This window comes from Candidatus Spyradosoma sp. SGI.093 (assembly GCF_050314555.1).
In the GTDB taxonomy this organism is placed as follows: domain Bacteria; phylum Verrucomicrobiota; class Verrucomicrobiia; order Opitutales; family UBA953; genus Spyradosoma.
On sequence record NZ_JBNPNH010000004.1, the window covers coordinates 129,870 to 153,880 of the forward strand.

The window sequence follows — 24,011 nt, forward strand, 5'->3', positions numbered from 1 at the left end:
AATTAGAACGTGTGGCGGAAGCCCGCGTTGAAGTTGTGGCTCAGCTGTTCGTCCGTGCCGTATTCGAGCACGTAGCCGAATTGGAGCGAATTGCGCTCCGACAAATCGATCGTCAGCGACGGCGCGAGGGAGAAGGTGTCCGCGGCGCCGATCGTTCCCGTGGCGCGGAACTTCGAGTCCGCGACCCGGCGGAAGGACGCGTCCACGTCCGCCTCGTCGTCGAGGAATTCGTGCGCGTAGGCGGCGCCGAGAGAAAGGCGCGCCTCCCAGTCGCCGAGCTGGAACTGCCAGTCGAAGACGACGCCGAGGCGCCCGACGAGGCTGTTCGCGTCGAAGGAATCGACGTCGAGCCCGGCGACGCCGTTCTCGTCGAACGATCCGACGCGGGAATAGAGGTATTCCAAGCCGACGTAAGGCGTGGCGAGCAGGCGGGACCGCTTGCCCTTGGAGAGCTCGATGCCCTTGCCGAAGTTCGCGAACGCGCCGACGTTCCAGCCGTCCGCGTCGCCGTCCGCCTTGCCGACGAGCGTGCTGCGGTCGGTCTCGAAGCGGTTCACGCCGACCTGAGCGCCCGCGTCGGCGAAGAAGGTGCCGTCGCCGAGCAGCGAGCTGAAGAACGCGGTCGCGCGCAGCCCGTCGGAGCGGATTTTGCCGCCTCCGCCGTGGAGCGTGGCGCTGCCGTAGTCGTAGCCGACCGCGACGCCGTAGAGCGAATAATCGTCCGGCTTCACGTCCGCGCCGACGAGCACGCCGTAGGTATTGAAGTCGAAGTTCGCGCCGTCGGCCTCCTTCGAGCCGTCGCGCAGCGTGGACTGCGCGCGGGCGAAGAATTCCGCGCCGTTGTCGTAAATTTCGTTGGTGGAGTCGAAGCGGCGGTGCGACGCGCGCTCGGAAATCGCGCGGACGTCGTTCGCGAAGGAACTGCGCGGCAGGGCGATCATCGAGGCGAAGCCGATCGGCGAGAGATTCGCGACGTCGTCCGCGAGGCGGGCGGCGGAATCGCGGTTCAGCGCCGAGCCGATGACGCCGCCGATGTTGACGGAGCCGTCGGCGTTTCTCAGCAGGTCGTCCTCGATCACGATGCCGTGTTCGCCGGCGTCGTCCAGCCCGCCGAGCCTGTCGAGCACGGCGGTGAAGCTGCCGGAGAGCCCGTCGTGCAGGCCGTCCGTGAGCCCGAAGGATTCGCCGAGCGAGAAGGCGGAGAGCACGCCGTCCGAAGTCTGCGCGAGCATGAGCGCCGAGGAGCCGTTGGTCAGTCTGCCGTCGGCGAAATTGGCGGTCAGCTCCTGAGAGCTCATCTTCGTTCCCGAAAGCGACTTGAAGAGCACGATTTCGTTCCCGCGCTTCGTCGCCGCCGCGCCCGTGAGGCGGATTGTTCCCGCCCGGTTGTCGAACGTTCCCGCGTATTCGATGCGGTCGCCGGCGGAGACGTCCAGCGTCACCGTGCCGTTGTTCACGAAATCGCCGCCGGAGACCGTCGCCGCGGCGTTCGCCGAAACGGCGCGCGTTTCCACGGAGACGACCGGCGTGCCGACGAGGCGGACGCCGCCCGTCATCGTGCCGTTGACCGTCAGCTTCGAGGTCGCGAGCGCGACGTTGTCGAACTTGACGGAGGCACCGGACGAAATCGTCGTCTCGCCCGTGTAGGACTGATCGACGGAGACCGTCGTCGTCTTCCCGCCGCCGAACGCGACGTTTCCGTCGCCGGAAATCGAGCGGTCCAGCGTCTGGTGGGCGTTGACCGCGCGGATTTCAAGCGTTCCCGCGCCGTAGGAGACAAGGCCGACCGCGCCGTTCAGATCGTCCAGCCCGGACACCGCCAGCGTGCCCTCGCTCACGCCGACGGAGAGCTTCGCGTTCCCGCGGTCGTCGCCCGTCAGCGCGTTCCAAAGTTCCTGTTCGACGGAGAGCATGTAGCGCCCGCCGTCCTCGACGCTGAGGAAGTCGAGCGTCTTGTCCGCCGCGCCCGTCTTGATGAGCTCGACGGTTCCGATGTTCTCGAACGAGCCGTCCGCCTTCACCGCGCCGCGCAGCTGCACGCCGCTGAGGCGGCCGGTGACGTCCTGCGAATTCGTGTTCGCGAAATAGATCTTCGCGTCGTTCTTCACGCGCAGCCCGCCCGCGAGGTCGTTGTTCAGTCTTTCGGCGGAGGCGTCGATGCGGACGCCGCCGTCGTTCACGAGAATCGTTCCCGTGGCGTCGACGTCCTCGATCGTCAGCACGCCGGCGCCGGTGACTTCGACGTTGCCGGAGAAGTCTCCGCCGATCGTCGTGTCGTGCGCCTGATTCAGCGTCACCTTGTCTTCCGAGAAGAAGCCGCCCGTCGTCTGCACGGAGCAGAGCGAAACGCCCGCACCGTTCACGACGATCTTGAGCGTTCCCGCGTCGAGCACGCCGTTGAAATACCTGTCCGCGCCGGAGTCCGGGCTGAGCATGGACGAGTTCGTGATGGTCAGCTCGCCCGCCGACGCCATGCTTTCGGAAGGAACGAGGCGAATCGTGCCGGAGCCCTCGACGGAGCTGAGGTTGATCGCGGAATCACGCGTGTATTCGAGCGAGAGCGTCGCGCCTTCGACGACGACCGCCGAGGCGAAGCCGAACGCGGAAGCGCCCCGGAGCGCGAGCGTGCCCTCGTAAACGCGCAGCTTGGCATCCTGCCAGGAGGAGGCGACGGCGTCGTTCATGATGATCGTTCCCGTGCCGATTTTGCCGACCGTGCGCCCGACGGCGCCGAAGATTTCGCCCGTGAAGAAGGCGTCGTCGGCGCCGGAATAGGCGAGCACGACGCTGCCGGACTCGCTGACGTCGCGGATTTTCTGCGTGAGCACGGAAGTGATCAGCGCCGCGCCTTCCTTGACGGAAAGCCCGATGTTTTCGGCGAGCACTTCGCCCGAGAACACGAGCGAGCCCTCACCGCCGACGAGGAACTCGGAAGCGCCCGAGGAGAGCGTGCCGACCCGTCCGGAATAAGCCGTGAACGAGGAATAATCCGTGCCGCGGACGCCGTTCACCGTCGCGCGGTAGGCGCCGGCGCTCTTGTCGTAGCCGAGAGCGTCGCCGTTCGCGAGCGTGAGCGTCAGCGTCGAGGCCTCGAGGAAGAGGTCGCCCGTGCCGGACAGCGCCTTGAAGGTCTGATCCGCGTTCACGGAAAGCGTCGCGCCTTCCGCCACGTCGACGGAAACCGCGTCGGAGAAAATGTTTCCGGAGGCGAGAACGAGCGTGCCCGCCTGAACGCGGAAATCGCCCGCGAACGCGCCGAAGCCTTCGCCGGTCGAGCTCGAATTCCGCAGCGTCAGCGTTCCCGTGCCCGCCTTGGCGAGCGTTCCCGCGCCGGAGAAGGCGCGGTCGATCGCCGAGTCCGCCGTCTGTTCGAAAGTGAGCGTCGTGCCCGCCTCGACGGAGACGAGCGCGCCCTCGGGAGCGCCGTCGGCGAAAGTGAAGTCCGCGAGCAGCAGCGCGCCTTCCTTCACGGCGACGCCGCCGTCGATCCAGCTTCCCGCGCCGCGCAGCTCGAGCGTTCCCGCGCCCGTCTTGACGAGGTCGCCCTTGTTCCCGAGCATGCCGGTCCAGAGCGTGTCCGTCTCCTGGAAGAACGTGAGCGTCGAGTCCGCGCTTTCGACGAAGACGTCGCCCTGCGAATACGTGCCGCCGGCGGTCGAGCGCAGCGTCATCGTCAGATCGCCGCCCTTGACGGTCGTCGTGCCGTAATAGACGACGTCTTCGCCGAGCGTCAGCGCGCCGTCGCCGAGTTTTTCGAAATTGCCGTCGCCGGAAACGACCTTGTCGAAGACGCCGGCCTCGACGCCCGTCGTGTTGATCGCGAAAGTCGCGCCCGCGGCGATCGTGACGCCCTTGGAGAAGGTGTCGTCGGAGGCGAGCGCGTCCGCGTCGATCTCGACCGCGCCGGCGTAAATCGCGAGCGATTCCGCCTCGACCGTGCCCGAAAGCGTCGCGCGGTCGCCGCCGACCTTGGAAATCGATTTCGCCGTCACCGCGCCGTCGAACGCGAGGCGCTCGATCATCGCTTCCGTCGCGGCGTTGTCCGCGAGCAGCCCGTTCGCCCGCAGCAGCTTAAGATAAATGCGGGTGACGTCCGCCTTGGAGAGCTTTTCCGCGGAATCGCCGAGCCCGAAAAACCCGCGGACTTCGGCGGCGTTGTTCCGCGCGCCGGAGAAATACGTCTTCAGCGCTTCCGCCTGTTCGGCGTCGGCGAGATTCGTGAGCGGCTTCAGATAAGCGGCGACGAGCGCGTCCGTGCTCGCCGCTCCCGCGCCCGCGGGGAAAGTCGGCTCGTCTTCGTCGCTGTTGCCGAGGTCGTCGGTGACGATCACGCCGAGCGCGGAGCCGTTCACCGCGAGCGCCGCGTCGATCTTGTCCTGGCGGGACGCGTCCGCGCCGAGACGCAGCTCGCCGCCGGAAAGCGTCACTTCGGAATTGGAGGCGCCGATGAGCGCGACCAGATTCTGCGCGCCCGTGAAGACCGCCGTCGTCCTGACGACGTCTTCCGTCGAGACGACCGTGTTCCCGTCGGCGCCTTCTGTCTCGACGACGCGCGTCGCGCCGTTGAGGACGAGCGCCGAGGAATCCCAAAGCGAGCGCGCCTTCGTCGCCTTGATCGAGCCGTCCGAAATCACCGTCGCGCCCATGTACGAAAGCGAGGCGCCGCCGCCGAGCGTCAGCGTCTCCGCGCCCGTCTTGACGAGATTGCCGACGCCGGAAATCGCGCCGTCGAAAGTGCTCACGGCGGTTTTGGTCACGGTTTCGCCTTCGCCGCGGACGAGTTCAGTCGCGTCGACGTCGACCGTCAGCGTGGACGTTCCGAGCTCCACCTTGGAATATCCGTCGCCGGTGAGATTGCGGATCTTCTGGTCCGTTCCGTTGAAGGCGAGCGTCGAATAGACGGACTTGCCCGCCGCCGCGTCGTCGAGCTTGCCGGAAAGCACGATCGCCGCCGCGTTCCCGAAAGAGCCGCCGGAAAACACGATCGAATCCGCGTAGGCGAGCCCTTCGGCGCCTTCTTCGACGCTCTGCTCGTTGTCGTCCGCGTCCGTGTAATAATAGACGCGTTTTCCGGTCTCGAGATTCTTCTCGACGCGGGTGATCGCGTACACGTCTCCGTCGGCGTCGGTAAAGGTGCCCGAGCCGTTCCGGTCGTAATACTTATAGACGTCTCCGGAAACTTCGCCCGCGAAATCCGTCGCGGTGAGAATGAGCGTCATGCCGTTTTCGACGGAGACGATTCCGTCCACGAAACGCTGTTCCGAAGCGACTTCCACATAGCCCGGAGTCCGGTCGTTGCTGACGTCCACCTGACCGCCCACCGTGTCGATGTAGGCGTAGGAGCTGAAAGTGAGATCCGTCGCGTCGAGGCGCATCTTCAGCGTCGCCGCCTCGTTTTCGACGATGGTGAACTTCACGCCCTCGGCGACGTAGAGGGAAGGATCGCGGACCCATTCCCCCGCCGTCCAATCGTAGGAGCCCGGATCGAGATTGATGGCGTTGATGTTCACGAAGGCGTTTTTCGCCTCGAGAATGGCGAGCTTTTCGTAATTCGCGCCTTCGAGAACGAGCGCGATGTCGCCCTCGCCGTACTTGACGATGGTGCCGCCCTTGGTCAGCGCGCCCGTTCGGGAATCGACGCCCGCGGCGTCGCCCGTCTCGTTCACGCCGCAGATCGTGCCTTTGTAGATGCCGCCTTTGCCCGCCTCCTGATAAACGGCGAGCGTCGCGCCTTCGGCGACGGCGAGATAGGAGCCCGCGCCCGTTCCCGCGATGACCGGCGCGTCCGTGTCCACGCTGTCCGCGGCGTTCTGCACCGCGCTCGCGGCGGACCTGTTGGAATCCGTCGCCGAGGCGCCGTTGGCGAACATCGCCTGGAAATTGCGTACAACCTGATTGTTGTTCACGACGAGCGTTCCCGCGGAGGGCTCGACGAAATAGGCTTCCTTGTAATAATCCGTCTGCGACGTCTGCGTGTCGCCGGACATCTCCCGCGAAGAATTCAGATAATAGGAGCGGACCAGAGCGCCGTTGCGGGAAGCCTCGGAAAGCGAGGACGTCTTGGACTCGTTCTGAGAATCGACCGTTCCGGCGAGCGTCAGCGATTTCGCCGCCCACAGCGTGCGCCCGAACTCGGGCACGCCGTCCGCGCCGTAGTATTTCTTGAGCGCGTTCGACGCGGAATCGACGGAATAATTGGAATTCGCCTCGGCGCCGAGCACGAGAACGCCGCCCGCCGCGTAGAAATTGCCGGAATATTCGATGCTTTCTCCGAGCAGCGTGAACTTGCCCGAGCCGGTCTTGTAAACGTTCGCGTCGCCGACGATGACGCCGATCGAGCCGCCGTCCGCGAGCGTGTTTCCGTCCACGTGGAGATCCACGTGATAGCGGTCGGAAATCGCGCTCCCGGACTCAAAGTTATTGAAGCCGACGTCCAAAATCGTTCCGGCTTGGGAGTTGTCCGTTCCCGCGCGCAAATTGTTCAGGAACACGAAATGATTGTCCGATCCGGAGAACATCCGATTGACGCTGTAAACCGGATCCAAGACGCTGCGGCCGATGTCGAGCGTCGCGGTGCCCATGAGCGTGATGGTGCCCACGCCGCGCATTTCGCCTTCCGTCGGCATCCCCAGGCCCGCGTTGACCCGGCTGCCGTAATCCGCCCAAAGATTGACGGCGCCGCGCATCTGAAGCGTTCCTTCTTCGATGCGGAGCTCGCCGCCCTCCCAAGACAGACCGTCAAGCCAACTTCCCGACGTCGGAGCGTCTTCCTCGCTGTAAGAAGTCCCGTCCTCTCTGTGCACTTTCACGTTGGGAGCGTGTTGATACGAATAGGGGCCCGCCGTGTATCGGGGAAGGCTGTAAAAAATAACGTCCATCTCCAGCGAAAGCGTGTTGGCGCCCGTCTTGACGAGCGTTCCCGTCCCCTCCGGTCCTTTGCCGGGAAGCGGGAACTGACCGGAGCTCGTGTTCACTTCAATCACGCCGCCCGCGTAATTGTCGAAGATGAGCCCCTTTCCGGAGGTGTAGGTTTCCGCGAAGGAGGAAAGCGCCGCGGCGGAAAAAAGGCCGGCGGCGAGCAAAGCGGTTTTGGTGAGAATCGGGGAACGCATAGGATGCAAATTTAAGTTTATTCGACGGGTTCGAGAACGAAGGTCGCGCCCTCCTTGAGAGCCGCGCCCAACGGGTTGTTTTCCAAATTGACGAGGACGCCTCCCGCCGTGGCGGAGACGATTTTCGCGGTCAGCGGCGGCTCGTCGAGCGAGACGACGAGGCGGCAGCGCGAGCCGTCTTTCAGCGCGGAGGCGGCGTTGACCGAAATCTGATAGCGCGTGTCCGTGAGGCGCATCACCACCTTGCCGACGATTTTCTCGGGCGCGGCGGGAGCGGCGGCGGTTTCGGCGGGCTGCTCGTCGGGCTTTTCCGCGACGGGAGCGGGCGCCGGCGCTTCGGAGACTCCGGGCGGGAGCGGTTCCGCGGGAAGATCCGCGCCGGGCATGACGGCGGAACGCGCGGCGAAGGCGCCGCGCCAGACGGAGACTTCCCTGCCCGCGAGCGGCAGGAAGATTTCGACGTTGCGCAGGCCGACGGGCAGATCCGTCAGCGCGCCGTCCGAGAGCGTCGCGGGAATGCCGTCCACCTTGACGACGGAGCCGGGCTGGCTCGCGAGCGCGAGCTGGACTTCCGGCAGCACGATCTTGCCGTCGGGCTTCTGCGCGGGAATGTTGCCGCGCAGATCGAAAGCGATTTTCGCGGTCTCGCCGGCGCGGATCTTCACGCGCTTGGAGCTGACGCCGTAAACGGGCGAACGCGCCTCGACGGTGACTTCCCTGCCGGGCTCGAGCGAGCCGAGCACGAGCACGCCGCGCCCCTTGAAATCGCCGTCCACGAAGATGGCGACGTCCGTCGGCAGACAGGAGACGGAGAGCTCTCCGGTGCGCATCTTCAGCGCGGGAACGACTTTCGCGACGGCTCCGGGAGCGAGATTCAGCTCCGCGACGAAAGGCTCGAGCGCGTCCGGATGCTCGAAGACGAAGGTCTGCGTTCCCGCGGGAACGCCCCGATCGGCGACGAGAAGGCCGTCTTCACCGACGACGCCGAGCTCGATTCGCTTTTCGCCTTCGACGCGCGTGACGCGCGTGCCGGCTTCGGCGCGGACGACGAGCACGGGAGCGGCCTGCGGTGCGACGGGCTCGTCCGCGGCGAAGCTCGGAGACGCGACGCCCCCGAACGCGATCAGGGAAAAAGCGAAAAGCAGCCACGCGACCGCAGAAGTCTTTCTTGTCCGGGTTGAAGTCGACATTTAAAGGGGAAAATTGAGGGGTTGGTTTCGTGTCATAACACAGGTTTCAGAAGCGAAAGTCAAGCCCCAGATTCAGGGAATGACCGCCTCCCATGCCCGTCATTTGCTCGGCTTCGTCGTTCGCGACCCAGACGAAGCGGTAGCCGGCCTCCGCCGTCCAGCCTCGGGTGATTTTCCAGCGGGCTCCGCAGCCGACGGCGCCGACGGCGTCCCACTTCGTCACGTGCGAGCCGCCGACGAGGTAATCGTCGCAGCAGACGCCGGCGGAAACGGCGACGTAGGGCGCGAAGACGTCTCCCCAAAGCTCGACCGCGAATTCGCGCGCGTAGGTCGCCAGCAGCGGAATCGCGGTCTGATAGGCGCCGTAGTCGTCGCTGTGCGACTGGAACGCGGCGACGGAGAGCTCGACGCGGTTCGCGCCGAATTCGCGGCCGAAGGCGAGCTCGGCACCGCCGGTGAACTCCCAGTCCTTGCGGCGCGGGAACACGGCGACGGCGCGGACGGCGGCGTAAGGCGCCTCGTCGCGCGCGGCGTAGGCGGCGAGCTTTTCGCGGGCGGTCTCGTCCGCGGGGCGGGCGGGTTCGGGCGCGAGCGCGGCGCGGTTGGGCGCGGTTTCCTCGCGGAGCGTGACGGGATCGATTTCGGCGGACGCGGCGAGCGCCGCGAGCGGGAACAGAAGGATGGCGAAAGATTTTTTCATTGCCGTTGCGAAGGGGGTTGTCGATGAGCGCGGAGCTTAGACCCTCCGGCGCGGGAACGCAAAAAAAAACCGAAAGGCGCGAGCCCTTCGGTCTTTGAAAAGGAGAGCGAAAAAACTCACTCGCCGTCGTCGCCGATCGCGTCCACCGGGCAGGAGCCCTTGGCTTCTTCGCAGAGGGCGATTTCTTCGTCCGTGGACGGCTGCTTGATGACGATCGTCACGCCGTTGTCGTCGTCGCGCGCGAAGAATTCGGGCGCGGTCTCGCGGCAGACGTCGCAATCGATGCACTGGTTGTCCACATAGAATTTTCCGGGAACGCATCCCGCGTTTTTGTCTTCGATGTTTGCCATAGAGCTGAAATCATGCGCCGCGCCTCCGCGCCAGTCAAGAGGAAACCCCGTTCCTGCGCCCGCGAAGACGAAAATTCGAAAGAACCTTTTCCCGGCCCTCGCGCGCTTCTGCTTTTAAGCTTTAAGCGGCGGGCCTCAGGGCTTAAAGTGCTTCACCATGGCAAGCAACAACATTTCCGGTTCTCAGGGACGCTACGCGGCGCGCGGCGTCTCCTCCTCCAAAGACGAAGTCCACGCCGTCGTCGACAAGATCGACAAGGGGCTTTTCCCCGGCGCGTTCTGCAAGATCACGGAGGATTTTCTCACGGGGAATCCCGAACTGTGCGACTGCACGCACTCCGACGGCTCGGGCACGAAGTCGCTGCTCGCCTACATGTATTGGAAGGAGACGGGCGACGCGTCCGTCTATCGCGGAATCGCGCAGGACAGCATCGTGATGAACATCGACGACCTGCTCTGCATCGGCGTGACGGGCAACGCGATCATCTCCTCGACCATCAACCGCAACGCGAAAAGCATTCCCGGCGAAGTGCTCGCGCACCTCATCGGCGGGACGGAGGAATTTCTGCAGATGCTGCGCGACTACGGCGTGGACATCCGCTCCGGCGGCGGCGAAACGGCGGATGTCGGCGACCTGACGCCGACCTGCACGGTGGATTCGTGCGCGACGGCGGTGCTGCCGCGTTCCCGCGTCGTGGACGCGTCGCGCATCCGCCCGGGTCTCGCGATCGTCGCGCTCTCGTCCGCGGGAACGTGCGCCTACGAGCCCGTCGAAAATTCCGGCATCGCCTCGAACGGGCTCACGTCCGCGCGCCACGAAATGCTCTGCCGCCACTACGCGGAAACGTATCCGGAAACCTTCGACGCGCGCATCGATCCGCGCTACGTCTACTGCGGCCCGTACCGCATGGGCGACGCGCTCCCGGGCTCGACGCTGACGGTCGGCAAGGCGCTGCTCTCGCCGACGCGCACCTACGCGCCGTTCGTGCTGCGCCTGCTGAAGGAACTTCCGGTCGAACGCGTCTTCGGGCTGATCCACTGCTCCGGCGGCGCGATGACGAAATGCGTCCGCTTCGGCAGAAACGTGCATTTCGTGAAGGACGCCCTGCTTCCCGTGCCGCCGATCTTCAAGGCGATCCGCGAGGCCAGCGGCACCGACGCGGCGGAAATGCACCGCGTGTACAACATGGGCCAGCGCCTCGAAATCTACGTCGAGGAAAGCGACGTTCCCGCCGTGCGCCAGATCGCGGATTCGCTCCGCATCGAATCGCGCGTCATCGGCAGAACGGAAGCGTCGAAGAAACCCGACGGCGCGAACCACATCACGCTGACGACCGCCGACGGCGAAGTCGTGGAATACTGAGAACGCGCCGCCGAGCGCGGCGGAATTTTCCCCAAAAAAAGAACGGGCGGCTCCTCTCGGAATCGCCCGTTCAGCTTCTATCTCTACTAACTCTAACTTCTCTATCTAACCCAAAAACATCTTAAAAGCGTCGCGCGGATCATTTTTTGTTTTTCAGATTCACGAAAACGCTTTTTTCCGCTTCTTCGTCGGGCGCGATCGGCGTCAGCGTCGTGAAGTCGGAAATGATTTCGAGCGCGCGCGGCGGAATCCTGTCGATTTCGTCCTGCGTCGAGCAGGGTCCTCGGAAGATTTCGCAGCCGTCGGCGGTGCGCACGGTGACTTCGCGCCTGTCGTTTTCGCGCGTCAGCACCACGGTGTTTCCGTCCGCGAAATAGACCTGCGAGGCGGCGGACATGCCGCCGATGAGCGTGCCGCGCCCGGTGCGCTCGATCCGTCGCAGGCTTTCTTCCGGGTCGGGCATGCGTTTGCGGAAGATCTGCAGCACGCGCATGATGTCGGCGGGAACGTCTTCGACGTTCGTGCGGATGATGACGGCGTCGGGCGTCACGGCGACGCGGTTGCTCCATTCCATGTTTTTGGAGAGCGGAATTTCGCGGCCGTTGACGAGCAGGCGCACGTCGTCCTTGTCGTTCGGCGCGGGAACGACATCGCGTTCGTTCCCGCGGACGGCGACCGCCGAGCCCGTCCGCGCGCAGAGCTGGACGCGGGCGCGTTTGAGCTCGCCGTTGTGCACGAAGTCGATTTCGACGACGGCGTCGGAATCGTAGGTGCGCAGCAGCGCCGCGAACTGATTCGGGAAAAACAGCTTCTGCCCGTCGAACGAGAGCAGAATGTCGCCGGCGCCGAGCCCCGCCTTTTCCGCGGGCGAGCCTTCCTTGACGTAGATGACGGGGAGGCCGAACTTGCGCTCGCCGCGCGCGTAAAAGGTGTTGATGCCGAACGCCGCGCCGAAGAGCGGCACGGAGCTCCTCACGATGTTCACCGAAGCGGGATTCACCTTCGCGGCGGGAACGTCCTTCGCCTCCTGCGCGAGCGCGGGAGCCATGAGACCCGCGGCGAGAACGAGCGGCGCGACGGCCTTGATTTTCTTGGAGATGCGCATGACGAAACCTTTCTCCTTGGGGTTCAATAAACGGCGACGAGCGTCGGAACGGTGTTTTCGAAGGGGCGGTATTCCACGTAGGTCTTCTGCGTCTTCGGATCGCGCCAACGCTGCGCGTTCGTGTAAATGTAGCGGATCGGGCGCACGAGCTCGCCGTCGGCGTTCAGCTCGACGGGCAGCTCCTCGATGTCGCGCAGCACGTTTTCCGTGCTCACCAGCTCGTAGTTGGGCGCCTCCGTTTCGGAAAGCTGCCAGAACGCGACGCCCGCGGCGGCGATGCCCGCGGCGGCGGCGGCGGAGAGCCAGCGCGGGAACGCGCGGGAACGCTTCGGGAAATCCAGCGTGTTGCCGCCGTTCCCGCTTTCGCCCAGCGCTTCCGCCGTGCGCCGGAAGAACGCTTCGCTCGGCGCCCGCGGCGTAAGCGCGCGCAACGCCGCCTCGATCTCCGCGTCGTCCGCGGAAAGCGCGACGTCCTCCTCCGCCATGCGCGCGCGCACGGCTTCAAAAAATCTTCCCGAAAGGGGCGTCAGGGGCGCCGATTTCAGTTCCTCTTCAAATTTTCTGATTTCCGCTTCGGTCATGATTCTTTTTTGATTGTCTTGCGCAGCGCCTCCAACGCGTAGCGATAGCGGGACGCCGCAGTGTTTTGCGATATTTTCAGTTCCTTGGCAATCTCGTCGAAAGTCAGCTCGCCCCAGATCTTCATCACGACGACTTCGCGCTGTTCGGGAGGCAGTTTCTGCAGCGCCGCCTCCAGCACCTTCGCCTCGTCGTCCTTGCCGAACTCGAACATCGTCGAGCGGTCCCCCAATTCGTAGGCCTGCGTCTCGCGCTGCACCCGACGACTGCGGGAACGCCCGTGGTCGATCGCGGCCCGACGGATCGAAGTGATGATGAGAGCTTCCGGACTGCCGCCCAAATGCCGCTGATGCTTCCAGTAGCGGACGAACGCCTCCTGCAGCACGTCTTCCGCGTCCGCGAGAGAATTCGTCCATTGCTGTGCGCACAGGAGAAGCCGGCGGCCGTTGGCGCGAAGCCACGTCTGCCAATCTTCTTGAGCGATAGGTTTCTCGGACATTGTCGTTTGGTTCGTTCAGAAAGAAGCGGATTCGCCTCCGCGTTTTGTCTGAAAAAAGTCCGGGAGCCGTCGCCGGTTCCCGGACTTTTTCTTTAAGCCTTGAGCCTTAAGCGTTCTGCTCTTTTTCGAGCTCGTTCTTCACTTCGATGAACGCCGCGAGCGCCTTTTCGAGGTCGGCGCGCGTGTGGCCGGCGGTGATCTGCGTGCGGATGCGCGCTTTGCCCTTCGGCACGACCGGGTAGAAGAAGCCGATCGCGTAAATGCCCTTTTCGAGCAGACGGCGGGAATATTCCTGCGCCAGACGCGCGTCGCCGAGCATGACCGGCGTCACCGGGTGCGTACCGGGAACGACGTTGAAGCCCGCCTTCGTGAGCCCTTCGCGCCAGAACTTCGTGTTCTCCTGGATGCGCTGCACGAACGAGGGATCGTTTTCGAGCAGTTCGAGCGCCTTGAGCGCGCCGCCGACGACCGCGGGAGCGATCGAGTTCGAGAACAGGTACGGGCGCGACTGCTGGCGCAGCAGGTCGATGATCTCCTTCTTGCCCGAGGTGAAGCCGCCGGAGCCGCCGGAAATGCCCTTGCCGAGCGTTCCCGTGATGACGTCCACGCGGTCCATCACGCCGCAGTATTCGTGCGTGCCGCGGCCGGTCGCGCCGAGACAGCCCGTCGAGTGGCATTCGTCGAAGCCGACGAGCGCGTCGTACTTGTCCGCGAGGTCGCAGATGCCCTTGAGGTTCGCGATCACGCCGTCCATCGAGAACGAGCCGTCCGTGAAGATCATGACGTTCTTCGCTCCCGCCGCGCGCGCTTCCTTCAGCTTGGCCTCGAGGTCCGCCATGTCGTTGTTCTTGTAGCGGTAGCGCGTCGCCTTGCAGAGGCGGACGCCGTCGATGATCGAGGCGTGGTTGAGCTCGTCGGAAATGATCGCGTCGCCTTCCTTGAGCAGGCATTCGAAGAGCCCGCCGTTCGCGTCGAAGCACGCGCCGTAGAGGATCGTATCCTCGGTCTTGAGGAACTTGGAGATCGCGGCCTCGAGCTGCTTGTGGATCGTCTGCGTGCCGCAGATGAAGCGGACGGACGCGCAGCCGAAGCCGTATTTGTCGAGCGCCTCGTGCGCCGCCTTGATGACTTCGGGATTGTCCGCGAGGCCGAGATAGTTGTTCGCGCACATGTTGATGACTTCGCGCCCGTCCTCAAGACGGATGTGCGCCGCCTGCGGGCTGGCGATCACGCGTTCTTCCTTGTAAAGACCGGCTTCGCGGATTTCCGCGAGACGGGCCTTCGCCGTTTCGAGATAACCTTTGTATGACATAGCTTTTTCTTGTTTTTCGGTTGAAAGGTGCTTGGGAAAATCTGATTTTCCTCCGCGCCCCCGTCTCACGCAAACAAAAAATGCGCGGGAACGCCTTTTCGCCGTGGAAACGCGCCGCGCTTTTATGTTGTAAAGCGGGCGTGCTCGGCTATGCTGAAGCGTTCACCTTATAAGAATCATGAACACGCTTCGCGCCAGAAGAAGAACTTTGCCCGTCGCGACCTCCTCCGGGTTGCCGCGGTCGGTTGCCGACCTGATTGCGCAGCAATCGAGCCTTTTTCGTGAGACCGTCGCCGAGCGCGACGAGATCATGCGCCACAAATGGCTGCTTTCCGAACGCGCCGGCCGCGACGTCGGATTCAGCGCCGCCGCCTACGACTGGATCGTGAACCACCGCGCGGCGTGGCGCCTCGCGTGGCGGAAACGCAATTCCGCCGCGCCCGCGTCCGCCTGAACCTCGGCGTTTTTTTCGAGGTTCGTTCTTTCAGATAATTCCGCCGATTTTTTATGAGCAAAAACAAACCGACTCACAAAACGGAAGCCCGCTCCGACCTGCGCTTCGCCATCGTCGCGTCGCGCTACAACGAGAAATACGTCGACCGCCTGATCGAACGCGTCCGCGCGCGCCTCCGCGAAAAGAAGATTCCGGCCTCCGCCGTCACGCTCACGCGCGTTCCCGGCGCCAATGAAATTCCCTACGTCGCGTCGATGCTCGCGCTCACGGGCGACTGCGACTGCGTCATCGCGCTCGGCGTCGTGATCGCCGGCGACACGCCGCACCACGAAATCATCGCGCACGCGACCGCGAACGAGCTTCAGCACATCGCCGTGGACACGCAGGTCCCCGTCATCAACGGCATCGTCGTCACGCTGAACGAGGCCCAGGCGGACGAACGCGTCTTCGGCGAACAGGACCGCGGCTCGGAATTCGCCGAGTCCGCCGTCGAAATGGCGATGCTCGGCAACCGCCTCGCCGACTACCTCGAACAGCTCGACCGCAACGACATGGAGCGGGAACGCAACGAGGAGATCTTCGGCAATTTCTCGCTCGACGACGACGATGACGACGAGGGCGACGACTTTTTCGGCTCCTCCGACAATCCTTATCACAAGAACTGAGCCAGCCATGCCCGACGACAAAAAGACTTCCGAGCCGAACCGCGACCGCGCCGTTCCCGCGAAACGCCGCCAGAACCGCATCGCCGCCATGCAGTTCCTCTACGCGTGGAACGCCTCGGCGACGCACGGCGACCTCGCCGACGAGCTCTACGCGTTCTTCTCCGTCCCGCAGCAGTCCCCCGAAAAGGACGCTCCCGCGGACGCGGCGTTCGCGGACACCGAAAACCGCGGCAACCCGCGCGAATTCTACGCCTTCGCCGAAGAGCTCGTCACGGGAACGCTCAAGAATCTTTCCCGCGTCGACGGCGTCATCTCCGACGCCGCGCAGAACTGGGAGCTTTCCCGCATCGCGCGCTGCGACCTGGCGATTCTCCGCCTCGCCGTGTACGAGCTGCTCTACCGCACGGACATTCCGCCCGTCGTCTCCATCAACGAAGCGATCGACCTCGCGAAGACGTTCTCCTCCGCGGATTCGCACCGCTTCGTGAACGGCGTGCTCGACCGCGTGAAGAAAAACCTCTCCCGCCCGCTGCGCACGGCGCTTTGAGCCGCCGCGCGCGTTCCCGCCATGTTCGGTTCCATTCTTCAGAAATTCAAGGACGGCTTCAGAAAGACCGCCAGGCTCTTCGGCGCCGTCGGCGGAATCTTTTCGAAAAAGCTCGACGCCGCCTCCATCGACGAACTCGAAGAAGCCCTCTACGGCGCGGATTTCGGCGTGCAGACCGCCGACGAAATCATCGCCGAAATCAAGAAGGCCTATTCCGCCGACAAGGAACTCCACGGCAAGGACGCCGCGGAAATCGGACGCCGCGTGCTGACGCGCATCCTCGACGGCGCGGCCGGCGCCCTGCCCGACGTTCCCGCGCACCGGCCCGAAGTCATCGCGCTCGTCGGCGTGAACGGCGCGGGCAAGACCACGACGGCGGCGAAGCTCGCGCACCGCTTCGCCGAAGACGGCAAAAGCGTCATTCTCGGCGCGTGCGACACGTTCCGCGCCGCCGCGAACGAACAGATTTCCGCGTGGGCGGAAAAGCTCGCGATCGATCTCGTTCCCGGCAGACACGGCGCGGACGCCGCGGCGGTCGCCTTCGACACCGTGCGCGCCGCGCAGGCGCGGGAACGCGACGTCGCGATTCTCGACACGGCGGGACGCCTCCACACGAAAAGCCATCTCATCGAGGAGCTGAAGAAAATCGCGCGCGTCGTCGGCAAGCTCGACCCGGAGGCGCCGCATCACCGCTGGCTCGTCGTGGACGGCACGCTCGGCTCCAACTCCATCGAACAGGCGCGCATCTTTCACGAAGCGTTCAACCTGACGGGGCTCGTCGTCACGAAGCTCGACGGCACCTCGCGCGGCGGCGCGCTCGTGGGCATCTGGCGCGAACTGCGCATTCCGATCTACTTCGTCGGCCTCGGCGAAAAGCCCGAGGATCTGCAGCCGTTTTCGGTTGAAAACTACGCGGCCGCCGTCTTTAATGCGTAAGCAGAAAACAATTACGATCATGAACTCGCGCAAAAAACTCGTCACCGTCGTCCTTCCCGAAGCTCTGATTTCCGAAGCGGAATCCGTCCGCAGGCAGTACGGCATCCGCACGCTCAGCTCGCTGCTGCGGACCGCGCTCGCGGAGAAAAGCGCGGACGCGCTCAAATTCCGCCGCGAAAAGAGCCGCCAGATTTCGTTCCGCGCCGACGTCGAAGTCGTCGACGGGCTGAAGGCCCTCGCCAGAAAGAACGGCGCGAGCCTCGCCGAAATCGTCCGGCGCCTGATCGGCAACGTCGGCGCGCTTCCCGCGAAGAAGCTCGAAGCCGCGGCGACGGCCTCGCGCAAAAAGACCGTTCCCGCCGCCAAGCCCGCGAAGGCTCCGGCGAAAAAGGCGGCAAAGAAGCTCCCCGCGAAAAAAGCCGTCGTGAAAAAGCCCGCGAAGAAGGCTGCCGCTCCCGCGAAACCCGCGCCGAAGAAGCGCGTTCCCGCCAAGCCCGCCAAATCCCCGGCGAAAAAGCCTTCCGCGAAGAAGCGCTGAGCGCCCGCGGAAAGCGATTCCTTTCAGGACGCGGCTTCCGAGTCGCGTCCTTTTTTTTCGAAGATGAAGTGACCGCCGCGCGCGCGTCACGCCGTTTCGCGGCGCCAAATTTCCTGCAGGGCGCAGATCGCGGCGTAGGGATCGGGAGACGAGCAGACGGCGCGGACAACCGAGAAGTTGCGCGCGCCCGCGCGGAGCACGTCGGGCAGGCGAGCGGCGTCGATGCCGCCGATCGCGACCGCCGGACAGGGGGCGGCGGCGATCATTTCCCGCATCGTCGCGAGTCCGAGCGTCGCGTCGGGAATGTCCTTCGTCGGCGTGGCGTAAACGGGGCCGACGCCGATGTAGTCGGGCGCGACGGCGCGCGCGGCGGCGACCTGCGCGGGCGAATGCGTCGAGAGCCCGAAGATCTTCAGCTCGGGAAAGCGTTCCCGCGCGACGGGCAGCGGCATGTCGTCCTGACCGAGGTGGACGCCGTCGGCGCCGACCTCGACGGCGATTTCGGGATCGTCGTTCACGATGAAGTTCGTGGGCGTTCCCGCGCTGATCGCGCGCAGGTTCTTCGCGGTCGCGACGACGCGTTCCCGCGGCGCGTGCTTCATGCGCAGCTGCACGAAGCGCAGCCCGGCGCGCACGGCGGCTTCCGCGCATCGTTCATAGCTCGTCGCGGGATTGGTGACGACGAGGTAAAGACCGAAATTGTCCATGGAAAAGGAAAGGAAGCGACAGGTTGTCGGTGACAAGTGACAGGAGCATTGGATAATGGATAATGAATAGTGAATAATGGATAATGAATAACGCAGTGATGAGGGCTGTCTTGAAATCTTTTCGGCGCAGCCGAACGCAAGGCGTTATTCATTATTCATTGTTCGCTGTTCACTGCTCTTGCCGCTTGTCACCTGCCACTCGTTACTTTACTTTAGGTCTTCCGCGATGAGCTTCGCGAGCTTGCGTCCGCTCTTGAGCATGCCGCCGAAGATCGGTCCCATGCGGAAGCCGCCCTGCACGTTGTTCGCCGCCATACCCGACGCGTAGAGCCCCGGGAAAAGCCGCTTCGTGTTCTCGACGGTCGTACGCTCGCCGTCCTCCATCCACATCGGCTTTTCGCCGAGAATGCCGCCCGTGGGCGAATCGATCTTCACGCCCGCCTTGTTGACGGCCTTCTGCACGATCTCGCTCGGGTGCCCCGTGCCGTCCACGACCGCGCGCGCGGTGACGACGATCGGATCGACGTGCATTTCCAGCCGCCGCACCGGATTCCAGTTGATGACGACGCCCGAAATCACGCCGTCGTGCACGACGATGTCCTCCACGCAGACCGTATTGAAGATCACCGCTCCCGCCTTGCGCGCGCCGAAGATCAGCCCCGACGCCATCTCGACGGAATCGAGCGTGCGGTAGCCGTTGCCGAGCGGCACGGTCGTGACGCCGAAATCGTTCAGAATCTCCGCCGCGTCGTCCTGCACGACGACTTCGTTCATCAGCATGCCGCCGCCCCAGGTGCCTCCGCCCGGCGCGAGCTTGCTCTCGAAGACGGCGACTTTGAAGCCCGCCTTGGCGAGGTCGCGCGCGGCGACGAGCCCGCTCGGGCCCGCGCCGACGACGGCGACGTCCACCGCGAGATGGCTCTCGAGTTTCTTGAAAAACGAGCGCACGATCGCGCCCGAAATCTGTTCTTCCATGACCATGATTTTTGCTCTTTCTGTATAGAATTTTTCGTTTTCGGAAAGAGCGCCCGCGCGGGAACGCGTTCCCGCGGCGCGGTCGGAACTCAGCTTTCCCTACGCCGGCATTGCCCGGATCAGGTTCGCGGGTATGATCTCAGCCGACGGACGTTCCCGCGCGGCACCCCTCACTGAAAACGTCCCGCAACGCTATTCCCGTTCCCGTCTCCGAGCAAGCGGAAAAAGGCGCGGAAATCTTGACGCGGGAACGCCCGCGGCGGCGGCGGTCACTTCCGGCGTTTCGCGTAGTCGGCGGGCGTGCCCGCGAAGACAAGGCGGCCACCGGCGTCGCCGCCCTCGGGTCCGAGCTCGAGCAGCCAGTCGCACGCGCCGAGCACGTCGGCGTGATGCTCGACCACGAGCACGGAATTGCCGCCCGCGACGAGACGCTTCAGCATGCGGACGAGCTGGACGACGTCCTCGCGGTGCAGCCCCGTCGTCGGTTCGTCGAGCAGCAGCAGCGACGTTCCCGCCGCCCTTTCCGCGTCGGTCGGATTTTCGAGTTCCGCGAGAAAACGCGACAGCTTCAGCCGCTGCGCCTCGCCGCCGGAAAGCGTGTTCAGCGGCTGCCCGAGCGTAAGGTAGCCGAGCCCGATTTCGTCGAGCAGCGCGAACGCGTCGGCGATCTTTTTCGTTCCCGCGAAAAATTCCAGCGCCTCGCGGATCGTCAGCGAGAGAATCTCCGTCACGTTTTTTCCGTTCCAGCGGAAGCGCAGGATCTCGTCGCGGAAGCGCCGTCCTTCGCAGACGGGGCACGGCACGAAGACGTCGGACAGGAACTGCATCTCCACGGTCTCCCAGCCGGAGCCGTTGCAGTGCGTGCAGCGGCCGTCGCCGGAATTGAACGAAAAGCTCGCCGCGGTGAGCCCCGCCGCGCGCGCCTCGTCCGTTCCCGCGAGAAGCTTGCGGATTTCCGCCCACGCGCCGCAGTAAAGCGCGGGATTGGAGCGCGGCGTCTTCGAGAGCGGCGCCTGATCGACGAGCACGATCTCTCGCAGCGGCACGTCGCTTTCGAACGTGCACGGCGGCAGCTCGAAGTCGTCCTCTTCGGGAACGCCGGAACGGTCCGCGGCGAACTGCGCGAGCACGTTGTTGACCAGCGTCGATTTGCCCGAGCCGGAAACGCCGCAGAGCCCGACGAGGCGCCGCAGCGGCACCGCGCAGGCGAAATCGCGCAGATTGTGCGCCGTCACGTGCGCGAGGCGCAGCGCCGGCCCGCGCCCGACGGAGGCGTCCGCGCCGCCGCGGAGCACGTCCGCGAACACGCGTTCCCGCCGCCCGGAAAGCCACGCGCCCGTGACGGATTCCGCGCAGTCGAGAATGCCCGCGGGCGAGCCCGCGTAAACGAGGCGTCCGCCTTCCGCGCCGGGACGCGGGCCGATTTCCACCAGCCAGTCCGCGGCGCGCATCACGGATTCGTCGTGCTCGACGACGACGACCGTGTTCCCGCCGGCGACGAGTTTTTTGAGAATGCCGACCATGCGCGAAAGATCGCGCGGGTGCAGCCCGACGCTCGGCTCGTCCAGAATGAAGAGCGTGTTGGAAAGCGACGCGCCGAGGCACGCCGTGAGATTCACGCGCTGCACTTCGCCGCCGGAAAGCGTGCGCGACTGGCGGTCGAGCGTGAGGAAGCCGAGCCCGACCTCGCGCAGATAGGACAGCCGCGCGCGCGTCTCCGCGAGCGCGAAGTCCGGCGCGGTCTTCCCGCTCGGCTCGGGCAGCAGCGCGAACAGCTCGTCCGCGGTCTTCGCGAAGAGCTCCGGCAGCGTGTTCCCGCGCCAGCGCCACGCGAGCGATTCCTCGCGGAAGCGCGTGCCGCCGCAGTCCGGGCATTTCACGTAGGCGCGGAAACGCGAGAGGAAGACGCGCACGTGCATTTTGTAGGACGTGCTTTCGAGCCAGTCGAAAAAGCGCTTCACGCCGTACCAGCCGCGCGTCCAGTCGCTCTCGTCCCAGTCCGCGTCGCCGTCGAGAACGTAATTTTTCTGCGACGGCGAAAGATCCTTCCACGGCACGTCCGTCGGGATCTTCCGCCGTTTGGCGGCGCGCATCAGATCGCGCTGCGATTCGCCGTAGATTTCGCCGGAGAACGGCGCGAACACGCCTTCGGCGAGCGTGCGGTTCTCGTCGGGAACGACCTTCTTCCAGTCGAGCGTGATGACGCGCCCGAAACCGCGGCAGCGCGGGCAGGCGCCGAGAGGCGAGTTGAACGAAAAGAGCGCGGGCGTCGCGGCGCGGAACTGCCGGCGCGTCACGGGTGAGACGAGCTTTTCGGAAAAAACGTCGAAGAGCTCCGCCCCGCCCGCGGGAACGGCGCGGAAGACCGCGAGCACGCCGCCGCCGAAGCGGAACGCCGTCGCCGCCGCCTCGATGAAGCGCGCGCGTCCGGCGTCCTCGACGCGCATGCGGTCCGCCACGACGTAAAATTTTTCCGGTGCGGGAACGGCGGAGTCCGCCGCGAACGCGTCGAGCTCGACGAGCGCGCCGTCGGCGATCGCCTTCGTGAAGCCCTCGCGGACGTAAACGGAGAGCGCGCGTTCCCGCGAGACCTTTTCGGGAAGCGCCGCCGCGAAGGCGACGCAGACCGCCTCGCCCGGGAGCGCCTCGCGGACGCGCTTCCAGACGCTCGACGGCGAATGCGCGCGCAACGGCGCTCCCGTCGCGGGATCGAAAAGCTCCGCCGCGTGCGCGAACCAGACCTTCATGCGGTCGCAGAGCTCCGTCATCGTGCCTACGGTCGAGCGCGACGTCTTCACGGTGTTGCCCTGCTTCACCGCGACGGACGGGCGGACGTTCTCCACGGCGTCCACGTCCGCCTCGGGCATGAGCTCGAGAAACTGGCGCGTGTAGGGCGAGAACGTCTCGACGTAGCGCCGCTGCCCTTCGGCGTGGAGCGTCTCGAAGACGAGCGAGGATTTGCCCGCGCCGGAAAGCCCCGTGACGACGACGAGCTTCCCGATCGGAATCTCCAGATCGAATCCCTTGAGGTTGTTCTGCCGCACGCCGCGCAGACGAATCGCTTCCGTTTTACGCATGCGCGGATTTTCGGCGTTTTCCCGCGTTCCCGCAACCCGGAACGCGTCGCGCCCTCACGCGGCGTAGACCGTCGGGTCGGGAACGCCGGCTTCGCGGAACGCGGCGGCGCGCTCGACGCAGGTAGAGCATCTGCCGCAGTGCCTTTCGCCGCCGTTGTAGCACGACCACGTCAGCGCGAACGGCACGCCGAGCCGCGCACCGAGCGCGACGATCTCCGCCTTGTTCATGCCGACGAAGGGACGTTCCAGCCGCACGGGATGCCAGTCGGAGACGCGGACGACGGCGTCGAGCTTTTCCGCGAACTCCTCGCGGCAGTCGGGATAAATCGCGTGGTCGCCGCCGTGCGCGGCGTAGGCGACGGTGTCGCACTTTTCCGCGATCGCCCACGAGGTCGCGAGCGAAATCAGCAGCAGGTTGCGCGCGGGAACGACGGTCGTCTTCATGCCCGCTTCGTCGTAGGCGCCTTCGTAGACGGGAACGCTCGCGTCCGTCAGGCTGTTTTTCCCGAAAAACGCGGAAACGGCGCGCAGGTCCGCCAGCCGATATTCGACGCCGTAATGCGCGGCGAGCGCGCGCGCCGCGTCGATTTCGCGGGAATGGCGCTGCCCGTAGTTCACGCCGAGCGCGAGCACGCGGCGCTTTTCGGCGACGAGCTTCGCGAGGAGCGTCGCGGAATCCAGCCCGCCCGAAAGGAGGACGACGCTGCTTTGCGGATTTTCCAGACTCATGGAGGGGAAGATAACGCTTAAAGGTTAAGGGTTAAAGGTTAAAGGGGGCGACGGGCTTCACGACCTCGTCGCCTTTTTTCAAAGGCGCTTCGCGTAGCGGTTCGCGAGAATCGTGCAGACGAGCAGTTGGAGCTGGTGGTAGAACATGATCGGCAGCACGATCAGCCCGATGTCCAGATCGCCCGAAAGCGCCGCCGCGCCGAAGATGACCTTCGCCATCGGCACGCCGGACGCGAGCGTCTTCTTCGAACCGCAGAAGACCGTCGTGATCTCCGACTCCTTGTCGAAGCGGCAGAGCTTCGACATGCCGAACGAGACGCACAGCGCGACGAGCAGAATCAGCAGCGTTCCCGCGAAAGTCTGCGCGAGTATCGACACGCCGTAGTTGTTCCAAAGCCCGCGCGCGACCGAATCCGCGAACGACGAGAACACGATGAGCAGGATGACGAGCTTGTCGAAGACGTTGATGTGTTTTTTGAAGCGTTCGGCGGGCGCGCGCAGCAGCGGGCGCAGCGCCTGCCCGAGCAGAAACGGCAGAAAGAGCAGCACGAACAGGTCCAGAATCGTCTTGCCCAGCGGGAGCGAATCGCCGCTCGTCGTCGCGAAGACGCCGATCAGCAGCGGCGTCAGCACGATGCCGAGCAGACTCGAGACGGACGCGTTGAAGATCGCCGCGGGAACGTTCCCGCGCGCGATCGCCGTCATCGCCACGGAAGAGGAGATCGTCGAAGGCAGCGCGCCGAGAAAATAGAACCCGAGCGCGAGCTGCGCCGGCAGCCAGCCGAGCGCGTCTTCGAAGACGAGGCAGAAAAGGAACGTGAGCAGCGGGAACACGCCGAACGTCATCGCCTGCACCGCGGTGTGCACCTTCCACGCCAGCAGGCCGTTGCGCAGATTCGCCCACGAAAGCCCGAGCCCGTGAAAGAAGAACACGAGCGCGACGCCCCAGTTCGCGAGCTCGTCGGCGCGCAGCGTTCCGCCGGTTCTTCCGACTTCCGGGAACAACGTCGCGAGCCCGACGCAGCCGATCATGCCGTAAAGAAACCAGTCCTTGTAAAACGCGCCGCCCGATTTCTTCGAGGCGGCGGGGGCGGAGCCGCCCGACCGATTTTCGCCATCGTCCATGGAGCGGAAAATGAAACGCCGAAAGGCGCGCGCGCGCAAGAAAATCGT

The 24,011-nt window shown here is 65.0% G+C and carries 19 protein-coding genes; 6 read left to right on the forward strand and 13 right to left on the reverse strand.

What is annotated here, in order from left to right:
• Positions 1-2: 2 nt before the first annotated feature.
• From ACQREB_RS05705 to ACQREB_RS05720, 4 genes are all read right to left on the reverse strand, one after another.
• The gene (locus tag ACQREB_RS05705) at positions 3-7,112 is read right to left on the reverse strand and encodes an autotransporter domain-containing protein (RefSeq protein ID WP_427766379.1); all 7,110 of its coding nucleotides are present in this window, start codon (positions 7,110-7,112) and stop codon (positions 3-5) included.
• 17 nt (positions 7,113-7,129) lie between these two features.
• Positions 7,130-8,302, reverse strand: a complete 1,173-nt coding sequence (locus ACQREB_RS05710) for a hypothetical protein (protein ID WP_427766381.1) — start codon at positions 8,300-8,302, stop codon at positions 7,130-7,132.
• Between the two features lie 46 nt (positions 8,303-8,348).
• Positions 8,349-9,002: an outer membrane beta-barrel protein gene (locus ACQREB_RS05715; protein ID WP_427766384.1), complete on the reverse strand. Its 654-nt coding sequence runs from the start codon at positions 9,000-9,002 to the stop codon at positions 8,349-8,351.
• A 116-nt stretch (positions 9,003-9,118) separates the two neighbouring features.
• A complete protein-coding gene (locus ACQREB_RS05720) occupies positions 9,119-9,352 on the reverse strand; it encodes a ferredoxin (protein ID WP_427766385.1) in 234 nt (77 codons plus the stop codon).
• Between the two features lie 157 nt (positions 9,353-9,509).
• Here ACQREB_RS05720 and ACQREB_RS05725 point away from each other — a divergent pair, with 157 nt between their 5' ends.
• The gene (locus ACQREB_RS05725; RefSeq protein WP_427766388.1) at positions 9,510-10,715 is read left to right on the forward strand and encodes an AIR synthase related protein; all 1,206 of its coding nucleotides are present in this window, start codon (positions 9,510-9,512) and stop codon (positions 10,713-10,715) included.
• Between the two features lie 139 nt (positions 10,716-10,854).
• Here the strand turns inward: ACQREB_RS05725 and ACQREB_RS05730 are convergent, their stop codons facing one another.
• The 4 genes from ACQREB_RS05730 to kbl all read right to left on the reverse strand — a co-directional run bounded on the left by ACQREB_RS05730 (position 10,855) and on the right by kbl (position 14,210).
• A complete protein-coding gene (locus ACQREB_RS05730; protein ID WP_427766391.1) occupies positions 10,855-11,820 on the reverse strand; it encodes a PDZ domain-containing protein in 966 nt (321 codons plus the stop codon).
• Between the two features lie 23 nt (positions 11,821-11,843).
• Positions 11,844-12,401: a hypothetical protein gene (locus tag ACQREB_RS05735; protein ID WP_427766394.1), complete on the reverse strand. Its 558-nt coding sequence runs from the start codon at positions 12,399-12,401 to the stop codon at positions 11,844-11,846.
• Positions 12,398-12,898 (reverse strand): RNA polymerase sigma factor, encoded by a 501-nt coding sequence (locus tag ACQREB_RS05740; RefSeq protein WP_427766395.1) that lies wholly within the window; start codon positions 12,896-12,898, stop codon positions 12,398-12,400. Before ACQREB_RS05740 ends, ACQREB_RS05735 begins: the two co-directional genes overlap by 4 nt.
• A gap of 106 nt (positions 12,899-13,004) precedes the next feature.
• Entirely contained in the window at positions 13,005-14,210 is a 1,206-nt protein-coding gene (gene kbl / locus ACQREB_RS05745) for a glycine C-acetyltransferase (protein WP_427766398.1), read from the reverse strand.
• Between the two features lie 178 nt (positions 14,211-14,388).
• On the opposite strand from kbl, the gene ACQREB_RS05750 reads away from it, so the two are divergent.
• The 5 genes from ACQREB_RS05750 to ACQREB_RS05770 are packed head-to-tail and all read left to right on the forward strand — an operon-like array spanning position 14,389 to position 17,350.
• Positions 14,389-14,664: a DUF4032 domain-containing protein gene (locus ACQREB_RS05750; protein ID WP_427766399.1), complete on the forward strand. Its 276-nt coding sequence runs from the start codon at positions 14,389-14,391 to the stop codon at positions 14,662-14,664.
• 53 nt (positions 14,665-14,717) lie between these two features.
• Positions 14,718-15,329, forward strand: a complete 612-nt coding sequence (gene ribH, locus ACQREB_RS05755) for a 6,7-dimethyl-8-ribityllumazine synthase (RefSeq protein ID WP_427766402.1) — start codon at positions 14,718-14,720, stop codon at positions 15,327-15,329.
• Between the two features lie 7 nt (positions 15,330-15,336).
• Complete coding sequence (gene nusB / locus ACQREB_RS05760; RefSeq protein ID WP_427766405.1) at positions 15,337-15,876, forward strand: transcription antitermination factor NusB; 540 nt, start codon at positions 15,337-15,339, stop codon at positions 15,874-15,876.
• 21 nt (positions 15,877-15,897) lie between these two features.
• A complete protein-coding gene (gene ftsY, locus ACQREB_RS05765; protein ID WP_427766407.1) occupies positions 15,898-16,812 on the forward strand; it encodes a signal recognition particle-docking protein FtsY in 915 nt (304 codons plus the stop codon).
• A 19-nt stretch (positions 16,813-16,831) separates the two neighbouring features.
• Positions 16,832-17,350, forward strand: a complete 519-nt coding sequence (locus ACQREB_RS05770; RefSeq protein ID WP_427766409.1) for a ribbon-helix-helix protein, CopG family — start codon at positions 16,832-16,834, stop codon at positions 17,348-17,350.
• Between the two features lie 86 nt (positions 17,351-17,436).
• Here the strand turns inward: ACQREB_RS05770 and thiE are convergent, their stop codons facing one another.
• The 5 genes from thiE to ACQREB_RS05795 form a co-directional block, all read right to left on the reverse strand.
• Positions 17,437-18,057 carry a thiamine phosphate synthase gene (gene thiE, locus ACQREB_RS05775; RefSeq protein ID WP_427766412.1) on the reverse strand — a complete coding sequence of 207 codons (621 nt, stop codon included), beginning with the start codon at positions 18,055-18,057 and terminating at the stop codon, positions 17,437-17,439.
• A 207-nt stretch (positions 18,058-18,264) separates the two neighbouring features.
• Positions 18,265-19,032, reverse strand: coding sequence for a sulfide-dependent adenosine diphosphate thiazole synthase (locus ACQREB_RS05780; RefSeq protein WP_427766518.1), 768 nt, complete (start codon positions 19,030-19,032; stop codon positions 18,265-18,267).
• A gap of 269 nt (positions 19,033-19,301) precedes the next feature.
• Entirely contained in the window at positions 19,302-22,109 is a 2,808-nt protein-coding gene (gene uvrA / locus ACQREB_RS05785) for an excinuclease ABC subunit UvrA (RefSeq protein WP_427766414.1), read from the reverse strand.
• Positions 22,110-22,163: 54 nt separating this feature from the next.
• Positions 22,164-22,838, reverse strand: a complete 675-nt coding sequence (gene queC, locus ACQREB_RS05790; protein WP_427766416.1) for a 7-cyano-7-deazaguanine synthase QueC — start codon at positions 22,836-22,838, stop codon at positions 22,164-22,166.
• Positions 22,839-22,916: 78 nt separating this feature from the next.
• Positions 22,917-23,963, reverse strand: a complete 1,047-nt coding sequence (locus ACQREB_RS05795; protein ID WP_427766417.1) for a bile acid:sodium symporter family protein — start codon at positions 23,961-23,963, stop codon at positions 22,917-22,919.
• Positions 23,964-24,011 lie beyond the last annotated feature (48 nt).